This is a genomic window from Solibacillus sp. GQ1, assembly GCF_059758555.1.
The window spans coordinates 1,766,485-1,779,926 of sequence record NZ_JCAXEX010000001.1; the positions used below are offsets into that span (position 1 = coordinate 1,766,485).

The window sequence follows — 13,442 nt, forward strand, 5'->3', positions numbered from 1 at the left end:
TTTAAGATAAAATTCACAGTTACTTTTACACTAATAAAATAGCGCTGATCCTAATTTAGGATCGCGCACGTATAGTAGTTATTAATGAACTTTTTCTTATAAATCTAATTCATTAACAATAGAAGTTACGAATGTTTTTAAAGGATTCGGGATAGATCTGCCTGTCTTTGTTTCAACTAGCTGTGCTGCATCCGCCATTGATAATTGAGCAACGGAAATTATTTTATCATCAGCAACAAGTTTTTCTAACATCCTTGCTACTTCCTGATTGTATTCTTTTTTACGTCCTTTCATGATTAAATCAAACGTATTGTTTAATACAATAACCTCGATGTTTATCGATTTTTTTTTAGTAGCTGCATAGAGTTTAAGTCGTTCAATTGTCCCTTCAACAGTTGCCGGATTTGTAAAAAGTACAGTCTGGGGTTGCTGAATATTACAGATGAAATCAAAGAATGATTCATCCAATTTAATAATTGGCACTGATATGGAAAGTTGATCTTCCTGTAAAATGGCAATATAGTTTGTACAAGTAATTAAAATTGCATCAATATTCGATTGGGCAATCCATTCTATCTGTTCTTTTACTTTTAGCTGCGCATCTGCTTCATGGAAATTCTGATCTGAAGTTAATCGATCCATTAATCCTGGATCAACAAAATGGACTAATTCGATGTTATATGGAGCAAGTGCATTTTCTATGTATTCAATATTTGTATAATGGGCGTGTAGACAACCTAGTCTTTTTCTCATATTCATTCCACCTGTAATTTATTTCTAATTATTCTATCAGTTTGTGAATACAGATGTCTATTTAAATAAAAAACGAAATCAGCTTGAATATCCCAAGCTGATTTCGCCATTAATTCCCCATTTGTTTTTCATTCACATAATCCAAAACGGCACGGGCCTTTAGAAATTCTTCTTGTGCACCTTCAGGAACCATCTCAATTGCGGGCGGTGATGAGACACCTAATTTTGCCATTACAGTTTCAAAGGTTAATAATGCCTGAATATATTGCTCATATTCTTCCGCTGTTAAAATCTCTTTACTGGATGGTTGATTGTTTAATTTATCAAAGTAAGGTTGGATTTCATAAATGGCCGCTTTAATTTCCGCCAGTTTTTCTTCAGACACATTAGAATAATCGATATTTCCGTTTTTATCGCCAAATTCAAGTTTTGCATCTGTAATGACATAGAGGATTTCTTTAAACTGTTCGAATTGTTCTTTTCCCAGGTCACCTTTTGCTTGAGACAATTTTGCATCAAACAATAAATAGCTTTTAATTGTAATATTTGCTATATGTTTTTTTACATTATCAAACGATCCGTATAAATCATCTGCAAGTAACGACTGATAAGCAAATGCTCCTGTTGGAACCATTAAACAGGCAGCCATGATTGTAATCGCTATACGCTTTTTTACAAAACGTTTCACTTTTCCGCCCATTTCTGATTTAGCTTCCTGAATCCCTTTCTTACTTCTTTCATGAAGCTGAAACGGGATTTCGATATTCTCTATATCCTGTTTAAAATGATTCCCCATAGTTCTCTACCTCCTTTAAATTTTGACGAAGTTTATTCAGAGCACGATATAAGGTGGATTTTGCTGTTCCAAGCGGGATTTCAAGAATTTCTGATATTTCCTTTAACGTACGGTCATTATAATACTTTAGTAAAATCACGCTTTTCTCATCTTCCTGCAAAATATCCATTAGTTCCCGTAAGGATAAAGACATTGCAATATCTTCAACTCCTTCTCCTGTATGTACTTCAAACTGAGGTATTAGTTGAACTACTTTTTTATTTTTATTTATTACGTTCAAGGCACAATTGATCGTAATTTTCATAAGCCATGTCTTGAAATATTCCGGTTTATTTAAAGTGCTAATATTTTTGAATGACTGATACGCTACTTCTTGTACGACATCCAAAGCATCATTTTTATTTTTTACATACACATAGGCCATTCGATAAATATCAGCTTCATATTGTTGGAAAAGCTCTAAATACGCTTTGTCATTTCCTTTTTGAGCTTTTTTTACTAAGCGTTTAATATTCATCGCAATTCCTCCCTTCATTTTCGTTTTACATTTATTAGACATACGAGAAGGACATTTGGCTTTGAAATTTTAAAATTATTTTTTCTACCTTTCAACTTTAATTCTTTTCATGAAAAAAGACGGTTTCTTATTAGGAAAGCGTCTTTTGGGTTAAAAACTATTTATCTCAACTATGCTTTATTAAACAAATAAATCCCGGCAAACATTAACGCAAGGGCAATGAATTTAGTCAAATTCATTGGATAGGTAACCCCACCAAAAAGGCCAAAATGGTCAATAATCGCTCCGACAAAAATCTGACCAATGATAACCGCCATAAAGGTTGCAGCTACTCCGATTAAATTTACAGAATAGATATTTATGACAATAAAGAATGCGCCTAATAATCCTCCAATTAATTGCCATTTGGGAACAGTAAATACATTTAAAAAATTACCCTTTCCGAAAAAGAATGCTAAAAAGAACAATGCAAGCGCGCCTACCATAAAAGAAACGGTGGCGCTTTCCAGTACGCCTACTTTCTTACTAAATAAGGCATTGATTTGACTTTGTATCGCAACGGCCGAACCGCCGATCAACGCTAAAAAAGCAATTATCAATTTCATCATCAAAATTCCCTCCAATATGTATACCCCGAAAAAATGTAATATTAATTTATTTAGCTAGTTGTTTTAAATAGTAGATTTCATTTGATTTATATGATGTAGATCATGTTCCATTAAGCCTTTTAAGTACTCGTAAAACGTTAACGTAGAGTGGTTAATCTGTATTGGAATCAACCAGTCATCTTCAGGAATTTGCTTTATCTGACTTAATAATTCTTGCCGAATGTGAATACATTTTTCCAATGTATTTTCTACACCTTCTGTTCTGGATTGTAAAGAAGATCGGTTATTTAGCTCATCGATACCCGGAGCTTTCGGAAAGTGTTCGTCTGAAAATAGATATGGAATTCTTTGCTGTAACACAAATTCATCCCAAGGGTAAAAGTGTCCAACTATTTCTATAATGGACCATTTCCCTTCCCCAATCGGTTTTCTTAATAAATTTCCATCTATAGATTTCAAACTATGTATAAAAGTTATGAAGCTTTGATGATGTGCTACTATTTCTGATTTTTCCTTCAGCAGATGAACCACCTCGATTTAGTTATTCGTTACTAAACACGAAAACACCTACATAAAAGGTTCACATTCCAGAATAAAAATACGAAACGCAAACCATTTCCTTTAAATTGAGTATGCACCATCCCAGACTACTTTCTTAAAATGCGCCGCGTCCGTATCTCCTTCTGTACTGAAGAACAAAATTTTCGAATCCGGATTAATCCTTAACTGTTTCTTTAAATCCACGTATTCGCTGCTTTTTAGTATTTCATTAACTGCACCTATCCCAACAGCACCCGACTCACCTGAAATAACTTGAGGGTCGCCTTTTAATGGGGCTGCTAATATTCTTATACCCTGCGCCGCAATCTTATCTGGACATGAAAGGAACGCATCGGCATAGTCATTTAAAATTTGCCATCCTAATGTGCTTGGTTCGCCGCATGCTAGACCGGCCATAATCGTGTCCAAATCACCTTTGACGTAATGCAGCTTCCCGTCATTTGCTTTGGCCGTTTGGAAAATACAGTCCGCTTTATCCGGTTCCACAATAACGGTAATCGGGCGGTCCTCCCCGTAAACATTGGCAAAGAAACCTTGAACGGTAGCTGCCATTGAACCAACACCAGCCTGAATGAATACATGCGTCGGCTTTTCGTCCAACTCTTTCAGCTGTTCATAAGCTTCCGACACCATCGTAATATACCCCTGCATTATTTTCTTAGGGATTTCTTCATAGTGTTCCCATGCCGTATCTTGCACGAGCACCCAATGATTTCCCTCTGCATCTTCAGCCGCTAAGCGAACGGTATCGTCATAATTCAGCTCCGTAATGGAAGCATCCGCACCTTCAGATTTTATATGGTTTAATCTTTCCACTGATGAACCTTTGGGCATATAGACAACCGATTTTTGCTTCAGCTGATTTGCCGTCCATGCGACTCCCCTACCGTGATTGCCGTCTGTAGCTGTGATAAACGTAATTTCTCCTAATGCTTCTCTTACTTCTGAGGAAACAAGCATGTCATATGTAAGCTCAGCCGGATGAATATTTAATCTTTCCGCAAGATACTGTCCGATTGCATACGAACCTCCTAAAGCTTTAAATGCATTTAAACCGAAACGGTAAGATTCATCTTTCACGAAAATCTTACTGACATTCCATTCCTTTGACAAATTATCCAATACAGCTAAAGGTGTAGGTTTATATTGCGGGAAGCTTCTATGAAAAGCGGAAACTTTTTTGGCAACTTCCGCATTCAGAAAATCAATATCAAACTTCTTTTCCTTTTTCCGATCAAATTTTACTAATTTCAATTTCACTGACCTCGTTTCCTATTTTACCTGCTTCGATTTAATTATCTTTGTTGGATTTAAAGATAAACCGGTTATCAGGATTCCACACATGCAAGTTGTCAGCTACATATCCGCGCAGCCATAATACGCCATCAACTTTTCTAACATAAAATCCTTTTGGAAAACTCTCTTCATCACTTATTAATTCTGATGCGATTGTGACTGATCCAGAAGGTGCCTCATTTTTTTGTGAAAGATTACCTGAATCCCCTTCAACTTGATCTACATATTCCAGTCTTAAATAAGGTCCTAGCTCAGGTGGACATAACTGTAAGCCATGTTCGTTCGCTTGTTTAAAGATTTCAGGTAATGTTGCGCCATTCGGAAAACCAAGGTCCCTAACAGATAGTTCAATTATTTCCACGCTATATATTGTTTCGGTAGTAGTAAACCGATCATCAAATAATAATTTCTCACCATATTGGTTCAGTGAAATAGACGATTGTTGCAGTTTTTGAATAAGGTCGTCTTTCGACAGCCCTCCTACCTCAATTGTTTTTGTAATAACAGGACAATCAGGGTATATTCGCATTTTTTCCCTCCTCAATGCTTCGAGTGAATATTTTTGTTACAAATCTTGCTATTAAACCTCTACTAATCATTTCTATTAAACTCATTAATACTCCTTCATCCCTTTTAAAACAGTGAATCCTAGTGATTTATGACCAGCTTAAATTGGTAGGCTTCAGGGTATTCAAAGGTTAATAGGAGAGTGAAATAAATGATTACAGCTATTACTATTAAAATTATTGCAGGGTTTATCGCACTTATGGTTGTTATCCGCTTTATCGGAAAAAAAGAACTTAGTGAAGTCACCCCATTCGATTTTGTGTTTATCGTTATTCTCGGTGGAACACTGGAAGAAGGAGTATACGATGAAAAAGTGAATATATGGCATGTCCTTTATACGATTGGATTATGGACTGCTCTCTATCTTTTAACCGATTTTCTGGTCAGGAAATTTGAAAGGCTGCGTCCGATTATTAAAGGAGAACCATCTTTTCTCGTAAATAATGGGAGATTGGATATTAAAGAATTAGCGAAAAATAAAATGGAATCCGAACAACTACGTTCCTTGCTGCGGATGCAAGGAGTTTTTTCAATTAGTGAAGTAAAATATGCTCTTCTGGAGCCTGGTGGACAAATTAGCGTATTGAAAAAGGAGTCACCCGAGGAAGAAACAGGTGATGTGTTAACTCACTTGATTATCGATGAAGGGCAGATTGAAGAAAGAATTTTGGCACAAATTGGGAAAGATAAGAAATGGATCATTCATCAATTAAAAGAAGAAGGCTATGAGGATATTAAGAAAATATATTATGCGGAATGGTCTGAGGAAAATGGACTTTATGTTCAGACTTATGATTAATTGTTAGCGGTTGAAAAATGGCTACTTCAACTGCTACAAAGAGAAACGACATTAAAATATAACCCACAAAGATACTCCTTTGTGGGTTAATATTTCTAATCATTATTTATATCGCGAATAATCCATTGTGCTGCTTCTTTTAAATTGGGTAACACTGCATCTGCTAAAGGATCACTATCACCAATATAAACGGTTTTTGTCCCTGCTTTTTTACCTGCCTGAATATCTGTATCCGTATCACCAACCATATAGGATTGCTCAAGATCTATTTTGTATTTTTCACCTAAATCTAAAATCATCTTGCTATTTGGCTTTCTGCATTCACACCCAGACTTTGGTTTATGCGGACAATAGGCAACTTCATGAATCGTTGCTCCCTTTTTCTTCAGTTGAGCAACCATATAATCATGAACTTTCTGTAACTGCTTTTCTTTCATATAACCTAAACCGATTCCGCCTTGATTCGTTACGACAAACACATAATCAAAATAGTCATTTAAACTTTTGATGGCTTCTTCTGCTCCAGGTAAGAAATAAAATTGTTTCAGTTCATTTACAAATTTTACCCGCTTAGTCAGCACTTCATTAATTACGCCATCTCGATCTAAAAACACTGCTCTTTTCAATCCATCAACACCTTTAATTTTTAATCTTACTTTTAGTATGTTAAAAATTATCGGCTTTAAGCAATCTTATTTCGAGTATTCAATAATTCTCTTAATGAAATCCATCAACTATAAAAGGCACAATTCTTTATAAGAATCGCACCCTTTTTAGAAGTCTTAAATTATCTTTAGCCGAAACTTTTAATTTGATTTTCAGTAATCCCTTTAATTAATCCCAGCTCACTAATCAAAAATTGATGCGCGCTATTTAACATTTCTTTTTCACTTGTATTTAGTGCTTTTTCTTCTTTCATACGCATTAAATCACGTACTACTTCAGCACATTCTAGTATTTTACCCGTTTTTACTTTATCCGTGTTCACTTTATACCTTTGTCTCCACGGCAATAATTCATCAGATTCCCCATGCTGAAAAATGTGAATGATGTGTTTCAAATCAATTATATCAGTAACAGGACGTATACTTGAACTCAATATTTTATCCTTCGGGATTGTGATTTGCACATTACCGATCGACATTTTTATGACATAACACTGTTGTTTTTCACCTGATATTTCCTTTTCTTCTACGGCTTTAATTATACCTGTTCCGTGCATTGGATATATAATGTTTTCACCAATTTGAAACAAATAACCCACCTCCATGTATGGCGACCATAAGGTAACCTATTTAACCTTAACACGTTTATGGATTTTTAACAAATTTTTAATAATATCATAAATATTATTAAACTGTCAAATGATTTTAATTTGTTATTTTAAAAAACAAAAACGATAGGAATCGTGTCGGATTATCAATAAAGTGGAGGTTCGTTTTGCCTGCGTATTATAAGTTAAATGCAGACAATTTATGCTAGTTGATAGTCAGCATTATTTAGCACAATTTGAATTAAGCTATTAAATAATTTCTGTTGAGACGGATTTTGCCAATCCTCCTCATACTCAGCCATTAACCACATGACTTCATCTAGAAAGACGTGCTGTTTGGCCTTATCCCAATATCTTTTTTCTTCATCAGTAATGTCCATAAACTCTTTGTAACCGGATAAAAATAAATCCCATTCATCTATAGTAAAAACCCGATCCGGTGCTTCTTGATGTTCGTTATGAAAAAGAAGTAATGCGAGTGCTAGATCAAATATTTTTGGTATCCAGGCCGCATTATCTGGATCAATTAAATATGGATCGGGGGTTAATATTAAATTATTCGCTTTAAAATCATGAGGCGTTGCAACATGTGGTAAATTAGCACGGTAAAGCTCCTGTTGATTTGCAACACTTTCCAGCAACTTTATTTTTAGGGCTGGATCAATCTTTAATCCGGCTTTCTTTGCATGTTGAATAATTGCCTCCATACTCTCTTCAACTTCTTCTTCATTAAAATCATAGACATCGTAGTCAAGAAGGTTATAATCATTTGAACCAGGTGAATAGCTGTGAATCTGTCCTAACAATTTACCAGCTTCATAAATTTCATTGTCTTTGCCTGAATATTTCTGACCTTCTATAAATGGATAAACTACAAAATTTGTATCTTCGTATTTTTGCGGATTATCAATTTTCAACTTTACTGGCGTTACAACATTTATCCCTTTACCCTTTAGCATATTAGTATAAGACATTACACTTGCTGCTCTTTTTTGCGTACGTTTTACAACAACATCCTGTTCACCGTATTTCACTCGGTATACTGGCGAATATGGGTAAATGCTTGCAGGCTCTTCTTCCACTCCAAATCCAAACATATTTAAGATTTCGGTTCCTTTCATTACTTTAACCACCTTGTATTTATAAGTTTAACTAATTCTGAATCGCGTCAGATTTTTATGTATCCAAGAAAGCAATTGATTATCAAAGATCAATTATTTAAATCTTTTTTTAATAAGTCGATTGCTGTCATTACTTCCTCTATATTTTTAGAATCATTCATATGGTTGCGGGCGTGAAGCAGCGTCGGTCTAACGGACTCGACTGAGCGGCCAAACTTATACATCCACTCATATCTTGGAACCATCCAAGTATGGAAATGGTGAGTAGTATCTTCATTATAAAAGTAATAAACGTTCTCGATATTTAATACTTCTCTTTGAGCTTGTCTTATTCTTGTTAAAGCCTGAATATAATCTAATTTTTCCTCTTCAGTTAATTCATCAAAAGACTTGATATGTCTTTTAGAAGCTAATATGATTAACCCCTTGATTGGATAAGCTACATCTTGATGAGCGTGGAAATATTTCGTTTCAAACACAACCCCGCCATCCGGTTCTATCAAACCACTTGTTAATGCACAGCTTAAACATTCAACTTCAACAATTTTTCCATTTGATAATGTTATTTTCTTTATACAATAACCCCCTTTATTGATACCAAAGTTTAAAATTAAATGTATTAAGACTTTTCATAGAAAACTATTGTTATCTTCTCATTTATTATTTTGGATTTACCCGTTTTTTTATAACCTAACTTTTCATAGAGGTAACAAAGCCCTTCTTCTTGCATAATGGTGTCCAACTCCCATAATCTTGCGTCATGATATATTTCCTCTATTATTGGAAAGACTTTTTGAGCAATTCCTTTTCCTTGATGCTCTGGCAAAATAAATATAGGGCTGACACGATAAGATTTATTACTCATTTTTACAACTCTAATACCACCAATAGTATCCTCTAGATATTCAATTAAATAATAATCTGTGAATGGTTGCTTGAATCGAGTAATAACTTTCTCTAAAGATTCATTAGCTGGGTTAGTATCGTAGTCCTGATATTTTTCAAGTAAAGGCATAAATGCTTTCACTTGAATCTCATGAAGCTTAGCCGCATCATCTAAAGTTGCTTTAATCAATGAAATCCCCATAAAATATAGACCCTCCTTTATAAAACCTCAATTCATATTAACATATTTATCCATATCTAAATCAACCCTATACAGCCTATTTGTTTAGATCCTGATAATATCTCTAGGCCTTCACATTAGTTCCCTATATAAAAATAAGCGCTGATTCTAGTTTAGAATCGCGCCTCATTCATTTCCTTCTTATTCGAAAATCCTGTAAAGATAAAACACAAAATAAACGCAACTGTTGTTACCGCAATACCCATAACCATTCCAATTGCTCTCATAAAAGGATCATCACCTGGAAAGGCAGGCTCTAGTGTGACTAACATATAAATCAACATAAGAGATAGGATCATAAAAAAACTGCTCCCGACTGCTGCCATCTTCAAACGATTTTTTCTCGTACCTTCCCAAGTTTTATTAATTATTATCCATAAAAAGATACTTCCAAGTACAGCAAGTATCATCACAAGCAAATGTACATACGGAATTAAGAAATAACTTAACACATAAAGAAGAAGAGCAGTTGAAAAAAATAGTATGGCATTTGTTATAAATAGAAATATTCCAGCTAACCAATAATTTTGAAACCATACAGCATTTTTCAAATTAAATATTAGAATATTATCTTTTCCAAGTAAGTTGATTAATGGTGTTTTAAGGAATGTGACAAAGAATACGCCAATAAGGCCCATAAATAAGAGTAAAGTTAAGGACATAGCATACCCCCTAAATTAAAAGTCTATTGCTTGTATATTATTAAGTACAACATAATACAGCTTTATCAAAATCCTTTTCATTTATTAAAACACTACCATTATCATCAATTATAAAATCTATTTCTGCATTAGTTAGCCTTTCTTTTGCTGTATCAGTAAGTACTGGGCCTTGGGATGATTCAATCCAAACGCTATAACTTTTTTCTTGAGAACAGCCAACTATCAAAGAACTAATTACAGTAAATAAAATTAGTGTTTTTTTCAAAATACCACCTCTTTTAAGATAGTTAACGCCATTAATGGAATAAAGTTCCTAAACCAGACAGTAAAAGAAGCATCGTTTCCTGAAGAAATCGATGCTTCTTTTAACTAAATAAACTGTGATATTTTGTTATTCAGTCAAATCTATTTTAACCTCAACGTCCGTTGCTATCGGGTTATCAATGTAGTTGATCCATAGTTTTGCTCTGCCATTGTATGGCTCGTAGTACTCTCTATAATTAAAGCCTTCGTGGGCAGACGTAGAGAAACTGCTTCCTTCAGATTCAAGTGACGTACCATCCTCTTTTTCAGCAGGATACAAGTGCTGGCGGCCGTGGTCGTCTTTGACTGGTGCGTTTAGGTATACATCGTTGCCGACAACTTTAATATCCCAGTCAATGAAATCTGTTTTGAAAAGTACTTCCTTTGTAGTGAAATCAACTTCGATATAATCTTCGCCTTTTGGAACAGCTTGTATTTCGCCGATGCGGACGATGAGTTCATCTGAATCATAGAAGTAGTTGCTTTGTAAGTAAAACGTGTACTTACCTTCTCTGAAAGAACCACTACCAACTAAACCGTTGCGTATAAGTTCACGTTTACTACCATTTTTAAGCTCAAGCGAGATGTTATCGAGCGCGACGATTTGCATCGAATTCGATGGATCTGGCTTTACTTCGATATGGATGCGTAGTGGTGTCCGAATAATTTTATTGATTACTAGGCTTTGACCTTGTGCTGTAATGCTCGTATTCGGTTCTACTATTTTTGCTTTTGCAATCGGTTTTTCTAGTGAGAATGGAATCGAGATCGTTTGTTTGTCCCCATCCTGCATTTCAAATTCGACACGGAAATTAGGGTTTGTCGTATCAATCGGTTGGTCGAGCGTCATTTCAAGCAAATGATTACTGTGCGCAACCGGCTCATTTAGTTCATCCATCGTCCCATAAGATAAGCTATTTTCAAGCAGTCGATCGCCTTGGAAAATGTTCACGGAATAGTTATGATGATCGCTTTTTTCCATTGGATAATCAAAATCATACATGAGCATAATACCGTATTCATCGATAATTGCGCCTTGAAGTGTAATCGTAACATCCTTGTCTTGCACAAATATGCCTAGCTCCTCGTAGTATTCATTCGCGATGGCATCTTTTATCCCCTCATTTTCCTGCACGAGCTCGACGATAACACTTAGGCCAGGGATTTTAGCCGCATAGCTGGCAATCGTCGGTGAAACACGGACCGTTAGCAAAAAACTTAGGAAGATGATTGCCACTGCAGCGATTCCCTGCCACTGCTTCTTTCGACGCCGTTCTTTTTTTAGTTTCGTCAATGCATCAATACGTCCTTGGCGTAGCTTATCTTTTGGAATGTCAATCATAGCCAATCCCCCTTTTGTCCAGCGGCTTTACGCAGTTTTTTTAAAATGGCGTGCAGTCGTGATTTAACGGTGCCTTCTGGAATATTTTGCAGTTCGGCAATTTCATTGTTTTTCAGCTGTTGGAAATATTTTGCGTAAACAAGCTGTTGTTCTGTAAGCGTAAGTAAATTAAGAAGACGACTGATGTCCGAATAAACCGGGGTTTCACTAAGGCTGGTCTCTTCAATTCCCACGGTTTGGATCCGTTTTTTCAGCATATCGTTACAACAGTTGATGAGGACACGTACGAGCCAAGTACGCGCAAATTCAGGCTGTTTAATGGTGTGCATTTTTTTCAATGCTTTATAGGTCATTTCTTGCATTGCATCAAGTGCGTCCTGCTCATTTTTCAAGTATGTATAGGCAATCGGGTAAAACACTTCCTCGTCTTGTTCAATCAGTTCCATGATTGCTTGTTGGTCCCCAGCGGCAGCTTTTTCGAGTATGTCTTCCAACGTGTGCCACCTCCTTATTTATTAGACTGTAAAAAATCTGATTTCGTTCGAACGGAGTAAAAATAATTTTGGGGAAGTTAAAATGTGTTGAATAGGTTAGATTTTATCTTTAACTATAAACAAGTACTTGTAAAAATAAAGAAAGATCAGCGGAGTTTATATTTATGAAGTAGGCACACCCACTTTTTCAAAAGCATAAAATACATAGAAAGGGTTGATGACAATGCCACCATGGCAACATAAGGTTAGTTACTTAATAGGACAACCAATTGGTATATCTTTCGTAAATGGTCAAGGGACATCTGGGGTACTTTGTGGTGTATCAAACGGAAAGTTACTTGTTGTTGAATACCTGTATCAAACACAGTTCGCAATGAAACAGTATGAATTTTCAATGATTGCGGATATTTCTGGTTTTCCCCCTTGTAATCAACAACGCTTATTTTAACAATCAATGGGTACAAAATTACAGCTCAATTTGGGCTGTTTTTTCTTCAATATCTTAATTTTCTAAAGAACCATTTAAATTAAAATCAAACGTATTTACTTCAACAATACTAGTTTCCTTAGTACTTTTAATAATAATGTCGAAATTTTTACTGTATGGATGCATAAACACTTCGTACTGTATTCGTCGTTCATTGTGAGATTGCATTAAATAATTGGTATCCATTCCTCTTTCCTCTATATCTCGACCTAATCTTCTCTCAAGCTCCAAATCATCATTTGTATAAAAATAAATTAAGAGATCAAATAGTTCGGGCTTTGCAAAAGCAACACTCATACCTTCTACAATGGTTAATTTGTTTTGTGAAGAGAGGATTTCACTTTTTAAATAATGTGTATCAATGGTGAGTAAATCTATACCTGCTTTTAACATCAGTACATCTCTTTCTAGAGAGGGTATATGATGTCCTGATGGATGGCATGCCGTCATTTTAAAACGATGTAATTTTCCCTCATGTGTATAGTCAATCATTGTGTATTTCCGCACTGATGAACTTATTATGTATGGATCCGTATTTAGATAGTTTACATCATACTTTAAATTTCCCATTAACATTTGTGCAAAAGTCGTCTTTCCGGCAGCTCCATGTCCAGAAATCCCAATAATCAGCTTCTTATCAGAATTATGAATCCAACTTATAATTTCTTGAATTAATGTTTTCATTGTTCACCCTCATTCCTAATAACCTCTTGTTAACCACGGTTCCCCTAACATCT

Annotated in this window: 19 protein-coding genes; 2 read left to right on the top strand and 17 right to left on the bottom strand. The window is 35.2% G+C overall.

Going from position 1 to position 13,442, the window contains the following annotated elements:
- Positions 1-96: 96 nt before the first annotated feature.
- From AC6CH1_RS08955 to AC6CH1_RS08985, 7 genes are all read right to left on the bottom strand, one after another.
- Positions 97-759, bottom strand: coding sequence for a hypothetical protein (locus AC6CH1_RS08955; RefSeq protein ID WP_498317183.1), 663 nt, complete (start codon positions 757-759; stop codon positions 97-99).
- 103 nt (positions 760-862) lie between these two features.
- Positions 863-1,549 carry a DUF3600 domain-containing protein gene (locus AC6CH1_RS08960; protein WP_251687352.1) on the bottom strand — a complete coding sequence of 229 codons (687 nt, stop codon included), beginning with the start codon at positions 1,547-1,549 and terminating at the stop codon, positions 863-865.
- Positions 1,533-2,066, bottom strand: a complete 534-nt coding sequence (locus AC6CH1_RS08965) for a sigma-70 family RNA polymerase sigma factor (RefSeq protein ID WP_251687350.1) — start codon at positions 2,064-2,066, stop codon at positions 1,533-1,535. The genes AC6CH1_RS08960 and AC6CH1_RS08965 overlap by 17 nt, the downstream gene beginning before the upstream one ends.
- Before the next feature lie 170 nt (positions 2,067-2,236).
- Positions 2,237-2,671, bottom strand: a complete 435-nt coding sequence (locus AC6CH1_RS08970; RefSeq protein WP_498317766.1) for a DMT family transporter — start codon at positions 2,669-2,671, stop codon at positions 2,237-2,239.
- Between the two features lie 66 nt (positions 2,672-2,737).
- A complete protein-coding gene (locus AC6CH1_RS08975) occupies positions 2,738-3,205 on the bottom strand; it encodes a DinB family protein (protein ID WP_498317184.1) in 468 nt (155 codons plus the stop codon).
- 90 nt (positions 3,206-3,295) lie between these two features.
- Positions 3,296-4,489 carry a diaminopropionate ammonia-lyase gene (gene dpaL / locus AC6CH1_RS08980; RefSeq protein WP_498317185.1) on the bottom strand — a complete coding sequence of 398 codons (1,194 nt, stop codon included), beginning with the start codon at positions 4,487-4,489 and terminating at the stop codon, positions 3,296-3,298.
- Between the two features lie 37 nt (positions 4,490-4,526).
- Complete coding sequence (locus AC6CH1_RS08985; protein ID WP_498317186.1) at positions 4,527-5,060, bottom strand: helicase; 534 nt, start codon at positions 5,058-5,060, stop codon at positions 4,527-4,529.
- Positions 5,061-5,249: 189 nt separating this feature from the next.
- On the opposite strand from AC6CH1_RS08985, the gene AC6CH1_RS08990 reads away from it, so the two are divergent.
- Positions 5,250-5,897 carry a DUF421 domain-containing protein gene (locus AC6CH1_RS08990; RefSeq protein ID WP_498317187.1) on the top strand — a complete coding sequence of 216 codons (648 nt, stop codon included), beginning with the start codon at positions 5,250-5,252 and terminating at the stop codon, positions 5,895-5,897.
- A gap of 95 nt (positions 5,898-5,992) precedes the next feature.
- Here AC6CH1_RS08990 and AC6CH1_RS08995 read toward each other — a convergent pair whose 3' ends face one another.
- The 9 genes from AC6CH1_RS08995 to AC6CH1_RS09035 form a co-directional block, all read right to left on the bottom strand.
- Complete coding sequence (locus AC6CH1_RS08995; protein WP_498317189.1) at positions 5,993-6,523, bottom strand: D-glycero-alpha-D-manno-heptose-1,7-bisphosphate 7-phosphatase; 531 nt, start codon at positions 6,521-6,523, stop codon at positions 5,993-5,995.
- 167 nt (positions 6,524-6,690) lie between these two features.
- Positions 6,691-7,167, bottom strand: coding sequence for a CarD family transcriptional regulator (locus tag AC6CH1_RS09000; RefSeq protein WP_251687338.1), 477 nt, complete (start codon positions 7,165-7,167; stop codon positions 6,691-6,693).
- Between the two features lie 203 nt (positions 7,168-7,370).
- Positions 7,371-8,291, bottom strand: a complete 921-nt coding sequence (locus AC6CH1_RS09005) for an aminoglycoside phosphotransferase family protein (RefSeq protein WP_498317191.1) — start codon at positions 8,289-8,291, stop codon at positions 7,371-7,373.
- An 89-nt stretch (positions 8,292-8,380) separates the two neighbouring features.
- Positions 8,381-8,866, bottom strand: a complete 486-nt coding sequence (locus tag AC6CH1_RS09010) for an HIT family protein (RefSeq protein WP_427711574.1) — start codon at positions 8,864-8,866, stop codon at positions 8,381-8,383.
- A gap of 44 nt (positions 8,867-8,910) precedes the next feature.
- Positions 8,911-9,378, bottom strand: a complete 468-nt coding sequence (locus AC6CH1_RS09015; protein ID WP_498317193.1) for a GNAT family N-acetyltransferase — start codon at positions 9,376-9,378, stop codon at positions 8,911-8,913.
- Between the two features lie 152 nt (positions 9,379-9,530).
- Positions 9,531-10,079 carry a hypothetical protein gene (locus AC6CH1_RS09020; RefSeq protein ID WP_498317194.1) on the bottom strand — a complete coding sequence of 183 codons (549 nt, stop codon included), beginning with the start codon at positions 10,077-10,079 and terminating at the stop codon, positions 9,531-9,533.
- Between the two features lie 40 nt (positions 10,080-10,119).
- Positions 10,120-10,344: a hypothetical protein gene (locus tag AC6CH1_RS09025; RefSeq protein WP_498317196.1), complete on the bottom strand. Its 225-nt coding sequence runs from the start codon at positions 10,342-10,344 to the stop codon at positions 10,120-10,122.
- 126 nt (positions 10,345-10,470) lie between these two features.
- A complete protein-coding gene (locus AC6CH1_RS09030) occupies positions 10,471-11,724 on the bottom strand; it encodes a DUF4179 domain-containing protein (protein WP_498317197.1) in 1,254 nt (417 codons plus the stop codon).
- Positions 11,721-12,218, bottom strand: a complete 498-nt coding sequence (locus tag AC6CH1_RS09035; RefSeq protein ID WP_498317198.1) for a sigma-70 family RNA polymerase sigma factor — start codon at positions 12,216-12,218, stop codon at positions 11,721-11,723. The genes AC6CH1_RS09030 and AC6CH1_RS09035 overlap by 4 nt, the downstream gene beginning before the upstream one ends.
- A gap of 217 nt (positions 12,219-12,435) precedes the next feature.
- Between AC6CH1_RS09035 and AC6CH1_RS09040 the strand changes: the two genes are divergently transcribed.
- A complete protein-coding gene (locus tag AC6CH1_RS09040) occupies positions 12,436-12,666 on the top strand; it encodes a hypothetical protein (protein ID WP_251687326.1) in 231 nt (76 codons plus the stop codon).
- A gap of 54 nt (positions 12,667-12,720) precedes the next feature.
- Here AC6CH1_RS09040 and AC6CH1_RS09045 read toward each other — a convergent pair whose 3' ends face one another.
- On the bottom strand, positions 12,721-13,389 hold the full coding sequence (locus AC6CH1_RS09045) for a uridine kinase family protein (RefSeq protein ID WP_498317199.1): 669 nt from the start codon (positions 13,387-13,389) through the stop codon (positions 12,721-12,723).
- Positions 13,390-13,442 lie beyond the last annotated feature (53 nt).